Below are 18,508 nucleotides of genomic sequence, written 5' to 3' on the forward strand. Positions count from 1 at the left end.
TTTTATTTTTCAATGATTTTATCGAATTCCGCGCTAATATCTTTTTTATGAATAAAGTCATATAGCGATAATTTTCTTAACTCAAAATAGGCACTCCAAAAGGTACTTAATTGTGATATATATTGCTCGCTGGCATCATCCAGTTCTTTCTGCGCCGTATTCAGATCGGTCACGGTGATACCTCCGTTTTGGAACCTGTCTTTGGTGATGTCGTACCGTTGTTGTGCGATAACCAATGCTTTTTCCGATATCTCGCACTGTCTGCCTTGTTGGTTAAACTGCATTACTTTAATTCGAATATCTTGTTGAAATTGTATGGCATCCTGTTCATTTTGAGTGCGTGTCAACCGGGCTTTTGCTTCAGCCATCTTTACCTTTCCCCGGCTCATGCCCCAGTCGTAAATAGGCATTGTTAGCGAAAGTCCGACAATTTCCTGATCTTTCAAGAGGCGATATGCCTCATTGAAACTGTTTCCTGTTTGCGAAAAGCCTAGATTAGCTTGTAGCTCTACCTGAATACCTTTTGCCGCTTTGGCTTGTGCTACTTCCTGTTGCGCTTCAACCTCTTTCAGTTGAAGTGAAAAGTTCTGCGATGAATTTTGCAAGGCTTTGCTTAACACAAAATCATATTCCATAATGACATCCGGAGCTATTGTGGGCGGCAGCACCGCAAAAGAAGTCGTTTCCGAAATACCTAAATAGGTCTTAAAGTTGAAAAGTGCAATCTCTAAATTTGTTCTGCTATTACTAACCGTCAGTTCCGCATTCATCAGTGCCAATTCCAGTTGTAATAGTTCACTTTTAGTCACAGTGCCGATTTCTGAACGTTTGAGTGCTATATCATACATCTTTCGAGTATCATTCAGATTCTCTACATTTTTCTGATGACTGGTCTGTGCTGATAAAACGGAAAAGAATTGGGAGGTAGTTCGGAGGGTTATATCCTCCATTGCTTCTAAATATACTTTCTTTTCCTTTTCGTACCGCAAAGGTTCTGTTTTCTTCTGCCATTTTAACTCATTAAACGATCGCAGAGGTTGTGTATAACGGATTGTAAGCGGATTCGAGTTATAGATTTGTGTGCCATAATTGAACTGATCCAGTCGGTCGAGTGATGTATTAAGTGATACTTTACCACCCGTCAGAGAAATGTTCTGATCTATCGAAATAGACAAATCGTTGCTTAATGTGTTATTGGCTACATAGCTGATACGACCTGTTTCCGGATCACGTACATCTACCAATGAGCGGTTATAGTTCCCTAAATTACCATGCAAATTAAGCGACGGTAGTAACTGCGCTTTATAAGAACGAAAATTCCAGTACTGTGCCATAAAATTGAGCTGTGCCATCTGAACCTGTGGAGAGTGAGAATGTGCAATCTCAATCGCTTGTTCGAGGGTCATCTTTCTCATAGGCAGATTTTGTCCGGTAATGACATTACTGAGTAGCCACCCGACGGATATTAATAGTAGCCTTTTTCGCATTTGTGTTTATGTCTTTAAATTTATCTTCTTTTTAATCTGCGATATCTGTTCTGTAGCTATATTCCCACAATAAATACTTTATATGCTCATTGAAAAGCAGGGTGTTTTCTCCATAGTATTCTGCGGTTTTCTTAACGTGTACAAAGGTCTGCTCATTGTTTTTTATAGTGTTATTGAGTTCTTTTATAAAAAATATCCCGAATAACTCAGCATTATGATTATACGGGACTTTTCATATCTTAATATATTATTGCAATTAGAATGGATTCCTGAATGTTATAGAATTGGAAACCTCTGAATTCATGCCTCGCCCATTACTATTTTGAGCAGAAACACGAAAAACTACCGGATCTGTTCCAACCCTATTATCTACATCGGATTGCATTGTATTATCCATAGGATATTGGGGCTTAACTCTCCTTTCTAGTTGCCACCTACCTGTTTTTAACGATCTATACTCGATAATATAAAATAGTATTGGCAATCCTCCATCACTAAGGGGCTTTTTAAATCTTAATTTACAGAAGTCAGCCTATATGTCAAAAGCACTAGGTCTTCCTGGACGACTAGGAGTAGTAGTAAGCGCAAATGTAATTGTTGCAACTGTTAAGCCTAAACAAGCAAATAACAATGGTTTCAGGATTCTTCTTTTAAGTGTTTTCATAGCTTTTTTATTTTGTTTGGTATAAAAATACAGATGTCTTTTGCAAAGGTAAAGATAATAACTATATTCGCAAGTAATTATCATTAATTATTTAAAAATACACACTTATGAAAACAAATGCTCAATTATTATTGCTTTTAATCAGTTTTTCTTTTTTTAGTTGTAATAGTGCTGTCAAGAATCAGGCTGCCCCTATCTCCAATATAGATACGGATTTCCCCATTACCGAAGAATTGGAATTCACCCCTTTTAATAAATTTGATATTCTGGAAATCGGTGGCTGCATGATTGATGACTCTATACTGTGGTTTGTCAGAAGAGGAGAAGATGATGATGACTTCGGATCCTGTTATAATTTAAATACCGGGGAGAAATTATCTATCATTGCATCGAAAGGAAGAGCGGCCAATGAATTAATTGGATTAGAAGACTTTCAAATAATAGGTGATTCCGTTCAACTTTATGCATATCCCAATATGATAAAGACTTTTGCTAAAAAAGAAATAATAGCTAATGTGCCTATGGGTGAACGAATATTTTCTGTGACAATAGCCCCGGATAGTATTTGGGTGCGCCGAATGGTCAAACTTCCTAATGGTTCTGTTCTTGCAACTATAATACCGGCTTTATCGGAATCTGAACGAACAGAAATAAATGAGTTTAATAAGAAATCAGTTACCATATTCAATAATGAGGAAGCGAACTCTTATGAAACAATAAATTATGGAAGTTTTGATCTTGAAAAAGCTAAAGGTATGGAACTGCCTGCAAATGATCTAATAAAATGTGCTTATGCTGATGGCTGTATTGCAATAAAGGGTAATGATATGGCAGCCTTTTCTGTATGTCATCAATTCATATTATATACGTTTGATATTAAGAGTGGAAATGTAGTAAACGAAAAAAGATACACAGAGATGCAGCGCGTTGAGTCAAGAGATGAAATGTCTACATCGCTTAGTACAATAAATAACAGGCAGATAGAAATTGAGACTATGCAAACTAATGACAAATATATTATATGCTCGGTTCGAGGATTTTTTAACGAAAAAGATGAAGAACTGAGACAATTTAGCGAGGCTATATTTGTATTTGACTGGGAGTTAAATCCAATCAAAAAGTTTGATTTGCCATATAGAAAAAATGGTTATTATACAGTCTCTAACGATGGTAGTGCTGTGTACTTCTGTGAGAGTAACGAAGATAGCCTCTCATTGTATAAAGCTGACTTAAATATTTAATTCATAGTCTTTATGTATTAATAATATAAAGGAATAGAGAAAGTGACAAATAAACCTTGTACACTTTCTCTATTTCAAAATGTCCCAGCTATCCTTGGTGCTTTTTGATTATATTTATGTATTCTTTCTTCACATTTTTCACATCATACTAAGCTCTTGATTTATAGATACATCCTGTGAATGAATGATACTATTTTCACTCTTCATACCCTTCACCCTCTTCACCAGATACACATTCCCCAATCTTGTATGCTGTCGGCTGATACCTGCTGCGGTCAGCACTTGCGCCAATTGGATAGGAGTACAGTTACGCAGTACAGCCGGAAACCTCTTTTTCAATTCCTGATGAATGATAGCGACGGAGAGCGACAAACAATCCGGTTCATCCAACGTGACAGGTGCGTATGTGTTACGGACAATATCTTCTATGGGGTTAACATGATAGTATGCGCTGTTATGACGTTGCAAAGCATGTTCTTCCTCCTTGCTGAACCAGTGACGGGCACCCGCAAGCAGTTCTTCTTTCAGTTGGGCATAGATTTGTGAATGTTCAATTCCGGTACAGTCAATGTCATGCTCTGCTTCAATACAAAAGAATCTGCGGCTGCCTGTCGGGTCGTGAAGCAGGTCGGTGCGGTTACTGGTTCCTATGAAAGAGGCGATACGAGGTAGCGGCCGGAAATTTTTCTGATAGGCTTTGCAGATGTTGAGGCTGGACATTTGCATCAGATTTACTTGTTATGTCAGAAGGACGGGGTGTTTATGTACTTCTTGCATTTTTGGCTCTTCCTTTGACGTATTCGTTGAAACGATGACGTTTGACGATTCTTTCATCAATACCCGTATTCTTTTCGCCAGACGTTTCGAGTTATATTCTAATGTCTTCATATTTTTCTTGTTTTTTAAATGAATAAATGTTGTTTTTTCGACCGGTTGATGCTGTTAAGGTATAACATGAGATATGGGGGTTGCAAGTATTTAACTAAGAAAAAGTTTATTTTCTCCTGAAATGAAAAACAAGCTTTCTTATGCGGATAAGTCGTTACTTTATCGTATCTTTAGTGCTTGTTTAGGAAAAGCCGACTGGAGTTGTCCGGTTGGCTGACAATAGTTGACTGAACAGCCGATTCCAGTCGTCCGAATAGCCGATTAAAGTTGTCCTATGATGAAGTTACACATTTAAATTGATAAGAAGTAATGGCTATTGTGTTTGATTGGTATGAAAATCCTAATGCTTCTTCGGAAGAAGAAGCAGCGTTGCATCCGCGTATCTTTATGAATGGAAAGGTGGATACGGATACTCTTTGTTACAAGATTCATGACTACAGTTCGTTGACTGTGGGCGATGTAAAGAATGTGCTTGATAACTTATCGAAGATTCTTGGCGAGTCGTTGTGTGAGGGGAAAGAAGTGCATATCGAGGGGATCGGTTATTTTTATCCCACTTTGGAGGCTACGGGGAAAGTGACTCGCAGCACTCCGCATAAGACTAATAAGGTGGCTTTCAAAACTGTCCGATTTCGCCCTGACAGTAATCTGAAAGGATATTTTGTGGGTGTCCGCGCCAGTCAGTCCAAGTATGTCCGTCATTCGGAGAAGGTGTCAGAGGTGGAGATTGATATGCTGTTGAAAGAATATTTTGCCGAACATCAGATGATGACCCGCCGTGATTTTCAGGAAGTGTGTGGTTTGGCACGTACTACGGCCAAAACGCATTTGGTACGTTTGCGTGGAGAAGGAAAGCTGGTGAATATCGGTCTGCGCAATCAGCCGATGTACGTACCAGCTCCCGGTTATTATGGCGTATCCAGAGATGCGGCACATCCTTCACGCTAACGACTGTGAAGGATGTGAAGAAGCATATTTCTTAGAGTAATCACACGAAAGAGTTGATAGCTTGAGACTTATCCTCATGTGAAGGGGATGAAGGAAAAGAAGCGGATCTTATTTCGCTATGTATTTTTTCATTCCTTCCGTGTAGAAAGTCTTGAACTCTCCATTTTCTTCACTATAAATAAAGTAGGCGTCAATCTCCGGGTTCGCTTTGCAGAAGGCTTCCGCTTCTTCCAGTCCCATCACCATGAAGGCGGTAGCCAGGGCGTCAGCGGTCATACAGTCTTTAGCGATTACGGTGGAAGACAAGATGCTGTGCTGTACCGGATAACCCGTTCTCGGGTCGATGGTATGAGCATATTTCTTTCCGTCTTTGTAATAATAGTTGCGGTAATTTCCTGAAGTTGCCAAGCCTAAATCAGAAATTTCAAGTATTGTTTGTAAGTCTTGGTTTACGGCCAGTGAATCGTCGACGGGCTTATTGATTCCAATGCGCCATAAGCCTTTGGAAGGGTTTTTGCCTTTCACTACTACCTCTCCGCCGATGTCTACCATATAATTTTTTATACCTTTCCGGTCGAGCAGACGGGCTATTACATCTACCGAATACCCTTTGGCGACTGCGCTACAACTCAACATGATACGTGGATCTTGTTTGATCACTTTGCCACTCTCCATTTTCACCTTTTCGTATCCGGTGATTTGCAACAGGCTATCTATCATGATTGAATCGGGGAAAGCGCCTTTTTTGAAACCGAATCCCCAAGCATTGGCAAGAGGGGCTACCGTGATGTCGAAAGCACCGTTTGTCTCGCGGGAAATTTCCATCGAACGGTTGAAGCATTTCTGAAAGAAACTATCGGTAACTAATTCCTCGTTGCGGTTGACGCGACTGATAACTGAACTGTCGTTAAATGGAGACAGAGATTGATCGAAGCGTTTCAGTTCAGCTTCTATTTCCGGTTTTAAATCACCGTCATATTGATAAGTAATCTTGTATACCGTCCCAAACACCAAACCTTTGACGCTGTAATAGCCAACTTGTTGATTATGTCTGACTAATATCCAGATGGTTGCCAAAATCAGGAAAGCCAGCCAAAGGAAACTTTTCTTTGTTTTCATACGCTCTTTTTTTTAATGAGAAAACTCATTTTATTGGAGAAATAAATGTTCAATTAATATCTTTAGTCCGATGATGACTAGAATGATACCTCCCCATAACTCTGCTTTCAGTTTCCGGGCGATGCCACAGCCACATTGGATACCAAAAATCAGACCGATGAGTGACATGACAAATGAAACCAATCCGATGATGCCGATAGGAGGGAGGATTTCAGTATAGTCCTGAACTCCCAGAAAGGCAAAGGAAATACCAATTGCCAACGCGTCGATACTTGTTGCTATTGCCATTGTCAATACCACTTTTGGGTTTGCCGGGTTGAATAGTTTGCAACATTCTTCTTCTTTGAAAGATTCCCAAATCATTCGTCCACCTAAAAAGGCAAGAATTGCAAAGGCAATCCAATGGTCTACGTTTTCTATGAGATGGCTAAATGTTTTTGCACACATCCATCCGATAAATGGCATGATTGCTTGAAAAAGTCCGAATGCAAAAGCCATGATTAGCATGGGCTTCCATTGGGTACGTTTCAAAATAATGCCACTTGCAATGGAGACAGCGAAACAATCCATCGCCAAACCTACTGCAAGCAACCAAATCTCTAGTCCTGTCATTATATTCTAAAGAGGCAATTTGTAAATAAGGGAATAAGTGATTCCCATGTTGTTTGATTTAAACTTTCCGTAGCCGGGCACGTACCATGGTTCTCCGTATTCACCGGTAGATGCTTTTATCTTGTATTTCATGCGTACGGACCACCCCATGTTGAAGTTTTTGTAAATACGGACTTTTACGCCTAGTACGAGTTCCAGCCATTGCACCGATCCTTTCATACCCAAATGACTGAAAGGTACGCTGCCTCCCCAATAATCGTCTTCCAGACTGGGGTTACCTATGGCGTCTCCCCAAATAGGGTCGTCCGCCGGCATTGTGGATACATCATATTTGAATGAACTGAACGCATAACGAAGCCCTGCATATAGGTAACTGTTCTTCTCTTTCTTCTTTGCCATGGTGTTGTAATCCACACCGATTCGGAAGAATGGAGCCATTTTGCTTTTATAGTGTATGCCTGTTTCGCTCCAGGTATCTGTTCCTCCCATACCAAATTCAAAGGTAGGGATGAATTTGTTTTTGAGGTTGACGGCTACGCTGACTTCGGAACTCATAAAGTCACCTCCCAGAAGCTTGCTTCCGATGCCATATAAATCCACACCGACATACGTACCATTGTAAAACGGAATGGTATCTATCTCGGCAACCTCTTTCTTTTTCTGGTCTCTTTTGGGCGTTTGCGTAGGGCGCTGTTGTTGGGCCAGCAACGGAAGTCCAATGCAAAAGAGCAGAAGCAGACTAATCAGTCGTTTCATCAGATGTGCGTTCTGGCCGATAATTATAGAATATCTGCAAGTTCTGGATTTCATTTGTATTGGCTTCTTTATTTTGTATATGAAGAGAATCTATCTGGTCCGGTTGTCCATTACCGTACGGAGGAGGATTGCCTGGTCTTCCCGGTTTGCCAAATTTAGCACTGATGATATTTTGTTTCATCATATATCCACATTCCATGGACTGGAAATAAGGCGTATTTTGTTGTACGATGTATAATGTGTCGACGTCATTTTTTCTACGTTTAGGGTCATATCTGAGTATGAACACAGTAGAGTCACTTGTGTATCGTAGTGGTAGCATCAGGGTATGCACATTCTTCTCATTGTTCAGAATGATAGAATCGGTGCCTAATGCGGTGATTGTCAACGAATCAAGTGTATCTTTTAGTGCAACATTAGGGTTGTCCGGATCGATGGTATATATCGTGCAATACATCATCGGACGTCCTGCCAATGAGCAATCATTCTCGTCCGAGCACGAGGTATGTATGCTGACAGCACCGCCAACGATTATCAAAAGAAGAAAGATACGAATTAAATTCTTCATAGTCAGTTCATTGAATGTGAATCAAATTTTCTTTTCTATCTGATAGTTATTCCGTTCCGGTGCATTGCGGGAGATTAATTCGCCAAGGAAGCCGGCTAAGAATAATTGTGTACCTATAATCATTGCCGTCAGTGACAAATAGAAATAGGGAGAGTCGGTCACCAGTCGGTAGGGGAGACCGTTGGACATAGCATATAATTTACTGGCACCTACGATGATGACAGAAATCATTCCTACGAGAAACATCAATGATCCCAGCAGTCCGAAGAAATGCATCGGTTTGATACCGAATCGGGAAAGGAACCAAAGAGAGAGTAAATCCAGATACCCATTCACGAAACGGTTTAGTCCGAATTTGGTTGTGCCGTATTTACGCGCCTGGTGGTGTACCACCTTTTCACCGATTTTATTGAATCCGGCGTTCTTTGCCAGATACGGGATATAACGGTGCATTTCGCCATAGACTTCGATATGCTTTACAACGTCTTTTCGGTACGCTTTTAAACCACAGTTGAAGTCGTGCAGGTTTTTGATGCCCGACACTTTGCGGGCGGTCGCATTAAACAACTTGGTCGGCAGGGTCTTCGAAATAGGATCATATCTCTTTTGCTTCCAGCCGGATACTAGGTCATAACCATCCTTGGTAATCATTCGGTAGAGTTCGGGGATTTCATCCGGGCTATCTTGCAGGTCAGCATCCATCGTTATGACTACGTCTCCTTTCGCTTCTGCGAATCCACAGTAGAGCGCAGGTGATTTACCATAGTTGCGACGGAATTTGATACCTTTTACGTGTTCCGATTGAGCTTTAAGCTTTTCGATCACTTCCCATGAATGGTCGGTACTTCCGTCATTAACGAAAATCACTTCGAATGAGAATCCGTTGGTTTGCATTACCCGTTCTATCCAAGCATAGAGTTCGGGTAGTGACTCTTCTTCATTGAATAATGGGACTACAACTGATATATCCATTTTTTAATAACTAATTACTTACGAATCACAAATTATGATTGAGACAGTCCGTCATCTTCCGGTTTGGCCTTTTTCATTACCATCAATGCGGTAGGGATGGCCAGGATACTTCCCCAGAATACATCCCATGACAATAGTTGCATGGTGATATTAATGGAAGTAAGTGAACGGGCAGTATCTATCGTTTCTTTTATAACTTCTTTGTTTTCTATCAAAGCCGGAGTGTTGGTCATCAACTCGTCCCATAGTTGGATGTAAGAGTTAACGATAAAACCGTGATCAATGAACTGGAAATAAGCGTAGTGGGCCACGGCTACCAATAGGGAAGCAAACATATACATAAATATAGTGAAGAGCATGGCATGTGAAAATTGGATACTTCCCCCGCAAATTTTATCCCGGTACATTTTCGTGTAGTGATATCCGATGAAAGGTACGGATAATGTCAGGATTACAAATAAAAGCGAAAGGAAAGGTATGTGGAATCCCAGCGGAAATAATATGAACTTCAATATCCAGTAGATTCCCATGTACGTGCCAAAATGCATGGCATATTTTTGTAAATAGCTTCTGTTCTCTGTCATCTTCATTTATAAATTGCGCACAAAGGTACAAATAATATCGGTTGGTAGGGGAAATCTGGTTGTTAAAGTTAATAAAGCAGGGGAAGTTGCTGTCTGAATATTTTTTTTCGATTTTAATTGCTTGAAACGTAGCTTGTTAGTGTTTTGTTAGTAAAAAAGTTGTCTGCAGCTATTGCAGAATACATAAAAATGTCTACCTTTGCAACCGCAAAACGGGTAAGTCCTATACGGCCAGCTCCCTTCGAATCCTCCAGGGCTTGATCGCAGCAAAGGTAGTTGGTTGTAGCGGCGCGATATAGATAGCTTACCCACCCGCCTCTTTAGCTCAGTTGGCCAGAGCACGTGATTTGTAATCTCGGGGTCGTTGGTTCGAATCCGACAAGAGGCTCAAAAAAAAGTATAATAAATCCAAGAGAAAAAGCATTCAGGTATTGATCTGGATGCTTTTCTTTTTCCATCCTAATGAAGATGGAAGTGGAGGTATTTTTGCGGGTAGCAGATCAATGTAAAAAAGGGTCAATGTAAAAAACAGGTTGTTAAAATGTGATAGTCTTGCTAACTTTGCGGTATGAAACAATGGCAGATATTAAAAACAATCTTTCCGGAGATTATCACGGCCAACTTTGAGTTTGTCAACTACGAGGAAACGTACGAACGGCTGGATTACTGGCTTGACGAGCGTGGTTATATGTCTCGCGAAGATTACAAGAAGGGTACTGTCCGCGAATATGGCTTTACCGAAGAACGTGTGATACAGGATTTTCCGATTCGCGGGAAGGCGGTATACTTGCATGTGCGACGGCGTAAGTGGCGCGACATGGAAGACGGGAGTATCTTTACCTATGACTACGATCTGACGGAAGAAGGCAGCCGCCTGACCCCTGAGTTCGTTGCTTTTTTAAAAGAGGAGGATTGAATCCACCCCTGAGAGCATACGCTCAATCGGTGCTCATTACGGTGTAAATGGCTCCAACCTATCGCGGCAGTATAAGGAGATTTTCAGTGGCTACAGGCAGTGGAAGCAGCTGTGTCACGCCGATGGGTACGTGCTATATCCGCAGAACATCGGTCCGAACCTGGCCATCGACGAGTCTTCGCTCAGCTGCGGCGAGCTCTATACCTTTGTCACCAACCGTGACGCTCACGGCGGGAAGGGCGCGCTTGTTGCGGCGATACGTGGTACCAGGGCTGAAACGGTCATTGCAGTTCTTGAGAAGATATCTTCTGCCAGACGAAAGACGGTAAGAGAGATAACGCTCGACCTTTCGTCATCCATGATGCTCATAGCCCGTCGGTCATTCCCCAAAGCCATCGTGACCAACGACCGTTTTCATGTCCATAAACTCTACTACGATGCCATAGACGAGCTGCGGATATCTCTGCGGTGGATGGCAAGGGATATTGAAAACGAAGAGATTGCACGCTGTCGCAGGGAGGGCATTCCGTATGTTCCTTACCGTTATGCCAACGGCGACACCCGGAAACAGCTCCTTGCACGTGCCAAATACATTCTGACAAAACATGCCTCCAAATGGACGAAGTCCCAGCAATGGAGAGCCGACATCATTTTTGAATTTTATCCCGAGCTGAAACACGCGTATGATCTTGCCATGGACCTCACCCGCATATTCAACCAAAAAGTTGATAAGGACACTGCCCGGCTGAATCTTGCCCGATGGTACGACAAAGTGGAGAAAATGGCCGGAGGCCAATTCCGCACTGTTACAGAAACATTCCGCAACCACTATGACACAATCCTGAATTACTTTGTCAACCGTTCCACCAATGCCGGCGCTGAATCTTTCAACGCAAAAGTCAAGGCATTCAGAAGTCAATTCCGAGGCGTTACTGATATCCCATTCTTTCTGTTCAGACTCTCCAAGCTATGCGCCTAAAAAGAATCTCACACTCGGGTAGTTTTTTAACACTTCAACCTGTTTTTTACATTGACCCGTAAAAAAGAGGTGTGTCAAAAGCTTTTTTCTAACACACCTCTTTTTAGTTTTATAGAGATTTAGTTTTTTACTTGATTCTCTTGTATCCATACACAGCCAAGTCACCGAGTTCTTCTTCGATGCGGAGCAGCTGGTTATATTTAGCCATACGATCCGAGCGGCTTAAAGAACCTGTCTTGATTTGTCCGCTGTTAGTAGCTACTGCGATATCAGCGATAGTAGCATCTTCTGTTTCACCTGAACGGTGAGAAGTAACAGTGGTGTATCCATGACGGTGAGCCATTTCGATAGCATTCAATGTTTCGGTCAACGAACCGATTTGGTTTACTTTAATCAGGATAGAGTTGGCACAGCCTTTTTCGATACCCATGGCAAGGAAGTCTACGTTAGTTACGAACAAGTCGTCACCTACCAACTGGCAGCGGTTACCGATGCGTTCTGTTAATTTCTTCCAGCCTTCCCAGTCGTTTTCGCTCATACCGTCTTCGATAGAGTCGATAGGGAACTTGTTAATCAGTTCTTCCAGATAGTTGATTTGTTCTTCAGCGGTACGTTTCTTGCCTTTTTCGCCTTCAAACTTGGTATAATCATAAATACCATCGTGGTAGAATTCAGAAGAAGCGCAGTCCATACCGATCATTACATCTTTGCCCGGTTCGTAGCCTGCGGCCTTGATAGCGGCAAGGATCGAGTTCAGAGCATCTTCGGTACCTTCGAGGTTCGGAGCGAAACCTCCTTCATCACCTACGGCAGTACTCAGACCACGGTCTTTCAAAACCTTCTTCAAGGCATGGAATACTTCAGCACCCATCCGCAGACCTTCTCTGAAAGAAGGAGCACCGACAGGACGAATCATAAATTCCTGGAAGGCGATAGGAGCATCGCTATGTGAGCCACCGTTGATGATGTTCATCATCGGTACAGGCATTACATACGTATTTGTTCCACCGATGTAACGGTATAGAGGAAGATCCAAGTAGTTGGCGGCAGCTTTGGCTACGGCAAGAGATACACCGAGAATAGCGTTGGCACCTAAATTGGATTTAGTCTTAGTGCCGTCTAATGCCAGCATTGTGTAGTCGATACCTCTCTGATTGAGCGAAGACATACCAACCAGTTTCGGAGCGATGATTTTATTTACATTGTCAACCGCTTTTTGTACTCCTTTTCCACCATAGCGTTTTTTATCACCATCGCGAAGCTCCAATGCTTCATGTTCACCTGTGGAAGCACCGGACGGTACAGATGCACGTCCTGTGATGCCGGATTCCAATACTACGTCAACCTCTACTGTGGGATTACCTCTTGAATCGAGAATTTCTCGAGCTACAATTTTTTCAATTTTCATCGTTTCTATTGTTTTTGAATAAGATTTCTGCAAAAGTACGGACTTGACAGGGAGTGAGAAATCACTATAAATAGGTATTCTTTTTGAACCTATTCCCTATATGTCGTTAGTCCGACCTTATACTATAACAATGGGACGATGTTTTTTGTTTGAGTGTGGCGGGGTGAATTTGCAGGATTTTAATCTTCGATAATAACCCCTAACAGTGGAAGCAAATCCATAGCCTGCAAGGAGGTGATGATGGCCCCTTTCAGATCGCTGATGTTAAGCGTGATTCCGCTGATGCGGGAAGTGCGCAAATCTATTCCGCGGAGCGAAGCATGTGAGAAATCGGCTTCTACAAGGTCGCAACCGTCAAAAGCGACAGATGAAAAACGACAGTCGTTTAGAGTCCCGTTGCGGAGCAGGCTGTGTGCGAAACGTACCTGATTCATTTTACTCATGGCGAGGTTGATGTAACCGGCGTTGCAGTCGTGCAGCAGGACATGATTCATTGTTGTTTCAGATAAATTGGTACCCAATAGTTTGCAGGAAATGAATTCTACCCGGTAGAGGGAACTTTCAGCGAAAGAGATGTTGGATAAATCACAGTTTTCGAACCTGACATCCGTCAGTTGGGAAGAACGGAATTTACATTCGCTGAATGTCTGATTTTGGAAAGTGCAGTTCTTGAAACTTTTATAAGATTTGTCGATGCCTTCTTCTTTTCCTTTGCAGAATAAAAGATGAGAGACGGTTTCTTCTCTGTCGAGCCATTCCCGCAGGGGAGTCGTGCTGACTTCCTGTTCCTCCATCATGGGAGGAACTACTCGGACGGGTTTGATTGGGTTTCTTTTCATCATGCCTTTCCCACATATCCGCCGGCTACCACAGCGGCCAATCCTATACCTATACTTATTAATGTATATAGAATAAATGCTCCGTAAAATTCTCCTTTCAATAGAGCTACACCGTCGTTGGAGAATGTGGAGAAAGTGGTGAATCCTCCGCATATACCTGTTGTCAGAAACAAACGGGCTTCGAGTGGAAGATGAAATCGTTCTGAAAGAGCATAAAACAGGCCGATAAGAAAACTACCGAGGAGATTGACGGTGAAAGTAGCCCATGGAAAATGGTAGGGGACAATCCGTTCGTGCATTAACAACTGAATGAGATAACGCAATGCACTGCCTGTGCCTCCACCGATAAAGATATAGATAATTTCTTTACTCATTTGATTGAAAGGTTGATATTATTTGTAGGCGGCTTCGAAATCCTTTTCGAATTGCTCGAAACCTCCGGGATAAACGAGGCTTATTTGTTCAGAAACGGTTGACGAATCATTTTTGTTTTGCAGAGCGGATATGAACTTTTTCAAAATCTCCCGGGGAACGCTCTCTATCCAGAATGTAACGAGCGCATGCGAAAGAATGTAAGAGTATTGCTCGTCCGTCATTTGCTGCTTCATGAATTTGCCTTGGCTACTATTTAAAAATGTAGGTAGGTTTACTTCTCCCAGCATGTACATCGTCCGGACCCTCCCTTGTTCGTATTCGGTAAACGTGTGGCGCACTCCTTTTTTGCCAATGGTGCAATGCTCGAAGTATTCCGACAACCCTTCATTGAGCCAGCTTGGAGGACGTTTGCCGAGAATCTGTGAAACAAAGTGATGACTAAGTTCGTGATAGATGACGGCAAGACTTCTTTCCCGTCCTTTCTCCCGTCCCAGAATGATTGCCTTTTGATGTTTGGGCGAATACATGCCGCTTGCCTTAATAGGTAAAGACACGTTTATGCTTTCTAAGTAATCCATTGCCGCTCTTTTAGTTTCAAATACATATAGTTGAAGACTAAGCGTATCGGGCAGTCCGAATTGTGAATAGAAATTAACCTCATATTGAAGGAACTGTTCAATTTTCTGCCGGTCTTTGTCGGGAAGTGGATCGCCGCCATATTCCACTTTTACGGTTTGCGCACGTAGCAGACTGCAGAAAAAGAAGACCGGGAAGAAAAGGAAAAATATGCGCATGATACGTCTGTTATTTCAGGTTGTGTTGTTTCATATATTTCTTTTTGTCGCGTTTATTCATGTCCTGCATGATAAGGGCATGGTCAATCACGGCCTGATAGATTGTTTTCTCTTCCGGTTTCACGTCTCCTTCTGATGTGCGGAATACGGGTACAAAGTGAGAGTAAGGATATCCGGAAGATAATCCTCCCTTGAATTTATTCTCATCTAAAAAGAAGAAAGAGATGGAAGCACCTGTGGGGCCGGCTTTTCCGATGGCTTGCCCAACTTGTATTTCTTCACCCGGTTCGATAAAATTCTCGCTCATCACCAAGTAAGCGGCAAAAGTCTGATCGGGATGATAGATGAGCAACTGTCGCGGATTTGTTGTTTTACAGGCAATCCCGCTGCGGGTAGCATAGATGGTGTCACCCTGTTTGATGTGAAAGTTCAATGTCTTGAACGGTTCGCGCGGATCGGTTTTCCAAGCTGTCTTTTGATTGTCTTTTACTGGCAAAGCGTATGCTGTCTGAATATTGAAATCTTTAGGAAACCTGCCGCGGTAGAACATATAAGAAGAAGCGCTTTTAAACGGATTGTCGACCTGTGCGTTTTTCTCTATTTTGAATACAGTGTTTTTCCCGTGACTTAAATTATAAGAACGGTCATTGGCCCGATACAGGTAATAGTCACAATAGTCTTCGTTATAATAATTGAGTTCCGTAGCTCCCTGTGCGTCTTTTTCCCATTTTGATTCGATGATACCATAGGGGCGTTCCATTAACTTTCGTATAGACTGGGCGGAAGTATAGCTGGCGGACAGTGTGAAAATCAACAGGGAGATGAATTTAAGGTGTTGTGTCATACTTCTAAATAGTAAAATGTTTATTGATGTGATTGAGATAATAATCTGCAAATATAGAAAGATTATGCAATATTCATATTTAATCCTTTTAATTTATTCACCATAGACACTATATTTTTCTCAGCCTTTGGATTTATTATCTGCTTTATTCTTAAACGTTTATCCCGTTTTTGATTTTGTATTCCTCTATATTTTCTTTATAAAGGAAAACACTACTTGGATTTCCGGTCTATCTTTGCCATACGATTATTAACTAACTCATTTATATCATGAAGAACATGAAAATAGGAACCGCAATAGGGCTTTGCTTGTTGCTCTCTTTTTTCTTCGGCACATCAGCTAAAGCCGAAAGTATCACTTCTCCTGACGGACAATTAAAACTTAATTTCTCTGTCAATACGCAAGGAGAACCGGTGTACGAACTCTCTTATAAAGGAAAAGAAGTAATTAAACCTTCGAAACTGGGATTGGAATTAAAGAATGATTCGGGACTGATGAACGGATTCACGCTGATCGATACAAAAACTGCTACTTTTGACGAAACATGGCAACCTGTGTGGGGAGAGGTGAAATCCATCCGCAACCATTATAATGAAATGGCTGTCACCTTGAATCAAAAGGCACAAGAGCGTAATCTGATTATTTGTTTTCGTCTTTATAATGATGGTTTGGGATTTCGTTATGAATTTCCACAGCAGAAAAATCTGAATTACTTCGTTATCAAAGAAGAACATTCCCAATTTGCTATGGCTGGCGATCATACGGCCTTCTGGATTCCCGGCGATTATGATACACAGGAATATGACTATACCGAATCCAAACTTTCAGAAATTCGCGGATTATTGCAAGGGGCAATCACTGGAAATGCTTCTCAAACACCTTTCTCTCCGACAGGTGTACAAACTTCCCTGCAAATGAAAACGGCTGACGGATTGTATATCAATCTGCATGAAGCCGCTTTGATCGACTATTCTTGTATGCATCTGAATCTGGACGATCAGAACCTGATTTTTGAATCATGGCTGACTCCTGATGCGAAAGGGGATAAGGGGTATATGCAGACTCCCTGCCATTCACCCTGGCGTACGGTGATTGTAAGTGATGATGCCCGTGATATTCTGGCTTCCAAATTGACTTTGAATCTGAATGAGCCTTGCGCTTATGAAGATGTTTCCTGGATTAAGCCGGTGAAATATATCGGAGTGTGGTGGGAAATGATTACCGGAAAAGGTTCTTGGTCGTATACGGATGATGTTTATTCGGTGAAACTTGGACAGACGGATTATTCCCAAACGAAGCCAAATGGACGCCATTCGGCCAACAATGATAAAGTGAAACGTTATATCGATTTTGCTTCAGAACATGGATTTGACCAGATATTGGTGGAAGGCTGGAATGAAGGTTGGGAAGACTGGTTTGGAAATTCGAAGGATTATGTCTTTGATTTCGTCACTCCGTATCCTGATTTTGACGTGAAAATGCTCAATGCGTATGCTAAGGAAAAAGGGGTGAAGCTGATGATGCATCACGAAACTTCTGCTTCTGTACGTAACTACGAACGTCATCTTGATAAAGCATATCAGTTTATGATAGATAACGGGTATAATGCAGTGAAGAGTGGATATGTAGGTAACATTATTCCTCGTGGAGAACATCATTACGGACAGTGGATGAATAATCATTATTTATATGCGGTAGAAAAAGCAGCCGAATATAAGATATGTGTAAATGCTCACGAAGCAACCCGTCCCACAGGATTATGCCGTACCTACCCGAATCTGATTGGTAACGAATCGGCTCGTGGCACGGAATATGAAGCTTTTGCAGGCAACAAACCGTTCCATACCACTTTGCTTCCTTTCACCCGTCTGATTGGCGGACCGATGGATTATACGCCGGGTATTTTTGATACCAAACTTTCTTTCCTGTCGGGCGATCACAGCTTTGTACGTACTACTTTGGCTAAACAATTAGCGCTTTATGTAACTATGTACAGTCCTTTGCAAATGGCAGCCGACCTTCCGGAAAGTTACGAACGCCACATGGATGCCTTTCAATTCATCAAAGAGGTAGCTGTTGATTGGGATGACAGCAAATATCTGGAAGCAGAACCGGGCGATTTTATCACGGTTGCCCGTAAAGCAAAAGGCACTGATAACTGGTTTGTAGGCGGCATTACCGATGAAAATCCCCGTACCTCTACTTTTGCACTTGATTTTCTCGAACCGGGAAAACAATATGTAGCCACTCTTTATGCTGACGGAAAAGATGCGGACTTTGAAAAGAATCCGACCTCTTATCAGATAAAAAAAGGATTGGTGACAAACAAGAATAAGATGTCTGTAAAGCTGGCACGCAGCGGAGGATTTGCGGTAAGTCTGATAGAAGCAACTCCCGCCGATTTGAAAACAATCAGGAAATGGAAATAAGATTCAGGTAAAAAGATTGTTTACGGATTCCTCGTTTTTTAATAAATATTAGTTGTGCTTCGCAAAGAAAACTAAAACTTTGCGG

18 protein-coding genes, 1 tRNA gene and 1 pseudogene are annotated in these 18,508 nt (G+C 41.8%); 6 read left to right on the forward strand and 14 right to left on the reverse strand.

Annotated features, from left to right (window positions below; genetic code table 11):
• Nucleotides 1-2: 2 nt before the first annotated feature.
• A complete protein-coding gene (locus GD631_RS11395) occupies nt 3-1,415 on the reverse strand; it encodes a TolC family protein (protein WP_223225832.1) in 1,413 nt (470 codons plus the stop codon).
• Nucleotides 1,416-2,258: 843 nt separating this feature from the next.
• On the opposite strand from GD631_RS11395, the gene GD631_RS11400 reads away from it, so the two are divergent.
• Entirely contained in the window at nt 2,259-3,392 is a 1,134-nt protein-coding gene (locus GD631_RS11400; RefSeq protein ID WP_223225833.1) for a hypothetical protein, read from the forward strand.
• 210 nt (nt 3,393-3,602) lie between these two features.
• On the opposite strand, the pseudogene GD631_RS11405 reads toward GD631_RS11400, so the two are convergent.
• A pseudogene (locus tag GD631_RS11405) lies at nt 3,603-4,124 on the reverse strand (DUF3874 domain-containing protein); the annotation flags it as partial.
• A 6-nt stretch (nt 4,125-4,130) separates the two neighbouring features.
• The gene (locus GD631_RS22165) at nt 4,131-4,280 is read right to left on the reverse strand and encodes a hypothetical protein (RefSeq protein ID WP_223225835.1); all 150 of its coding nucleotides are present in this window, start codon (nt 4,278-4,280) and stop codon (nt 4,131-4,133) included.
• Between the two features lie 309 nt (nt 4,281-4,589).
• Between GD631_RS22165 and GD631_RS11410 the strand changes: the two genes are divergently transcribed.
• Entirely contained in the window at nt 4,590-5,228 is a 639-nt protein-coding gene (locus GD631_RS11410) for an HU family DNA-binding protein (RefSeq protein ID WP_143258452.1), read from the forward strand.
• A 108-nt stretch (nt 5,229-5,336) separates the two neighbouring features.
• Here GD631_RS11410 and GD631_RS11415 read toward each other — a convergent pair whose 3' ends face one another.
• From GD631_RS11415 to GD631_RS11440, 6 genes are read right to left on the reverse strand one after another with little or no spacing between them, the layout of a single operon-like run.
• A complete protein-coding gene (locus GD631_RS11415) occupies nt 5,337-6,347 on the reverse strand; it encodes an FAD:protein FMN transferase (RefSeq protein WP_143258456.1) in 1,011 nt (336 codons plus the stop codon).
• 30 nt (nt 6,348-6,377) lie between these two features.
• Entirely contained in the window at nt 6,378-6,959 is a 582-nt protein-coding gene (locus GD631_RS11420) for a manganese efflux pump MntP (RefSeq protein ID WP_143258458.1), read from the reverse strand.
• 6 nt (nt 6,960-6,965) lie between these two features.
• Nucleotides 6,966-7,715, reverse strand: coding sequence for a DUF6048 family protein (locus tag GD631_RS11425; protein WP_185911445.1), 750 nt, complete (start codon nt 7,713-7,715; stop codon nt 6,966-6,968).
• Nucleotides 7,699-8,283 (reverse strand): DUF6452 family protein, encoded by a 585-nt coding sequence (locus GD631_RS11430; protein WP_143258461.1) that lies wholly within the window; start codon nt 8,281-8,283, stop codon nt 7,699-7,701. The genes GD631_RS11425 and GD631_RS11430 overlap by 17 nt, the downstream gene beginning before the upstream one ends.
• A 21-nt stretch (nt 8,284-8,304) precedes the next feature.
• Nucleotides 8,305-9,255 (reverse strand): glycosyltransferase family 2 protein, encoded by a 951-nt coding sequence (locus tag GD631_RS11435; RefSeq protein WP_143258463.1) that lies wholly within the window; start codon nt 9,253-9,255, stop codon nt 8,305-8,307.
• A 32-nt stretch (nt 9,256-9,287) separates the two neighbouring features.
• On the reverse strand, nt 9,288-9,845 hold the full coding sequence (locus GD631_RS11440; RefSeq protein ID WP_143258465.1) for a DUF4199 domain-containing protein: 558 nt from the start codon (nt 9,843-9,845) through the stop codon (nt 9,288-9,290).
• A 308-nt stretch (nt 9,846-10,153) separates the two neighbouring features.
• On the opposite strand from GD631_RS11440, the gene GD631_RS11445 reads away from it, so the two are divergent.
• From GD631_RS11445 to GD631_RS11455, 3 genes are all read left to right on the forward strand, one after another.
• Nucleotides 10,154-10,227: transfer RNA gene (locus tag GD631_RS11445), tRNA-Thr, on the forward strand.
• A 180-nt stretch (nt 10,228-10,407) separates the two neighbouring features.
• A complete protein-coding gene (locus GD631_RS11450; RefSeq protein WP_143260734.1) occupies nt 10,408-10,755 on the forward strand; it encodes an ISAon1 family transposase N-terminal region protein in 348 nt (115 codons plus the stop codon).
• Entirely contained in the window at nt 10,751-11,734 is a 984-nt protein-coding gene (locus tag GD631_RS11455; RefSeq protein ID WP_425321961.1) for an ISAon1 family transposase, read from the forward strand. The genes GD631_RS11450 and GD631_RS11455 overlap by 5 nt, the downstream gene beginning before the upstream one ends.
• 127 nt (nt 11,735-11,861) lie before the next feature.
• Here the strand turns inward: GD631_RS11455 and eno are convergent, their stop codons facing one another.
• The 5 genes from eno to GD631_RS11480 all read right to left on the reverse strand — a co-directional run bounded on the left by eno (nt 11,862) and on the right by GD631_RS11480 (nt 15,994).
• Complete coding sequence (gene eno / locus GD631_RS11460) at nt 11,862-13,142, reverse strand: phosphopyruvate hydratase (protein ID WP_143260335.1); 1,281 nt, start codon at nt 13,140-13,142, stop codon at nt 11,862-11,864.
• 179 nt (nt 13,143-13,321) lie between these two features.
• Nucleotides 13,322-13,984, reverse strand: coding sequence for a pentapeptide repeat-containing protein (locus GD631_RS11465; RefSeq protein WP_143260336.1), 663 nt, complete (start codon nt 13,982-13,984; stop codon nt 13,322-13,324).
• Complete coding sequence (gene crcB / locus GD631_RS11470; protein WP_118194696.1) at nt 13,981-14,355, reverse strand: fluoride efflux transporter CrcB; 375 nt, start codon at nt 14,353-14,355, stop codon at nt 13,981-13,983. Before crcB ends, GD631_RS11465 begins: the two co-directional genes overlap by 4 nt.
• An 18-nt stretch (nt 14,356-14,373) precedes the next feature.
• On the reverse strand, nt 14,374-15,150 hold the full coding sequence (locus GD631_RS11475; protein ID WP_143260337.1) for a hypothetical protein: 777 nt from the start codon (nt 15,148-15,150) through the stop codon (nt 14,374-14,376).
• 10 nt (nt 15,151-15,160) lie between these two features.
• Entirely contained in the window at nt 15,161-15,994 is an 834-nt protein-coding gene (locus GD631_RS11480; RefSeq protein ID WP_143260338.1) for a M23 family metallopeptidase, read from the reverse strand.
• A 269-nt stretch (nt 15,995-16,263) separates the two neighbouring features.
• Here GD631_RS11480 and GD631_RS11485 point away from each other — a divergent pair, with 269 nt between their 5' ends.
• Nucleotides 16,264-18,423 carry a glycoside hydrolase family 97 protein gene (locus GD631_RS11485; protein WP_143260339.1) on the forward strand — a complete coding sequence of 720 codons (2,160 nt, stop codon included), beginning with the start codon at nt 16,264-16,266 and terminating at the stop codon, nt 18,421-18,423.
• The last annotated feature ends 85 nt before the right edge of the window (nt 18,424-18,508 follow it).

Source organism: Bacteroides luhongzhouii (assembly GCF_009193295.2).
Lineage (GTDB): Bacteria > Bacteroidota > Bacteroidia > Bacteroidales > Bacteroidaceae > Bacteroides > Bacteroides luhongzhouii.

Bases quoted from the DNA above. Each gene is read 5' to 3' on its own strand.
- GD631_RS11465 (WP_143260336.1), bottom strand. From the start codon at position 13,984: ATGATGAAAAGAAACCCAATCAAACCCGTCCGAGTAGTTCCTCCCATG.
- GD631_RS11395 (WP_223225832.1), bottom strand. From the start codon at position 1,415: ATGAGAAAGATGACCCTCGAACAAGCGATTGAGATTGCACATTCTCAC.
- eno (WP_143260335.1), bottom strand. From the start codon at position 13,142: ATGAAAATTGAAAAAATTGTAGCTCGAGAAATTCTCGATTCAAGAGGT.
- GD631_RS11450 (WP_143260734.1), top strand. From the start codon at position 10,408: ATGAAACAATGGCAGATATTAAAAACAATCTTTCCGGAGATTATCACG.
- GD631_RS11420 (WP_143258458.1), bottom strand. From the start codon at position 6,959: ATGACAGGACTAGAGATTTGGTTGCTTGCAGTAGGTTTGGCGATGGAT.
- GD631_RS11415 (WP_143258456.1), bottom strand. From the start codon at position 6,347: ATGAAAACAAAGAAAAGTTTCCTTTGGCTGGCTTTCCTGATTTTGGCA.
- crcB (WP_118194696.1), bottom strand. From the start codon at position 14,355: ATGAGTAAAGAAATTATCTATATCTTTATCGGTGGAGGCACAGGCAGT.
- GD631_RS11475 (WP_143260337.1), bottom strand. From the start codon at position 15,150: ATGCGCATATTTTTCCTTTTCTTCCCGGTCTTCTTTTTCTGCAGTCTG.
- GD631_RS11410 (WP_143258452.1), top strand. From the start codon at position 4,590: ATGGCTATTGTGTTTGATTGGTATGAAAATCCTAATGCTTCTTCGGAA.
- GD631_RS11485 (WP_143260339.1), top strand. From the start codon at position 16,264: ATGAAGAACATGAAAATAGGAACCGCAATAGGGCTTTGCTTGTTGCTC.
- GD631_RS11440 (WP_143258465.1), bottom strand. From the start codon at position 9,845: ATGAAGATGACAGAGAACAGAAGCTATTTACAAAAATATGCCATGCAT.
- GD631_RS11480 (WP_143260338.1), bottom strand. From the start codon at position 15,994: ATGACACAACACCTTAAATTCATCTCCCTGTTGATTTTCACACTGTCC.
- GD631_RS11425 (WP_185911445.1), bottom strand. From the start codon at position 7,715: ATGAAACGACTGATTAGTCTGCTTCTGCTCTTTTGCATTGGACTTCCG.
- GD631_RS11400 (WP_223225833.1), top strand. From the start codon at position 2,259: ATGAAAACAAATGCTCAATTATTATTGCTTTTAATCAGTTTTTCTTTT.
- GD631_RS11430 (WP_143258461.1), bottom strand. From the start codon at position 8,283: ATGAAGAATTTAATTCGTATCTTTCTTCTTTTGATAATCGTTGGCGGT.
- GD631_RS22165 (WP_223225835.1), bottom strand. From the start codon at position 4,280: ATGAAGACATTAGAATATAACTCGAAACGTCTGGCGAAAAGAATACGG.
- GD631_RS11435 (WP_143258463.1), bottom strand. From the start codon at position 9,255: ATGGATATATCAGTTGTAGTCCCATTATTCAATGAAGAAGAGTCACTA.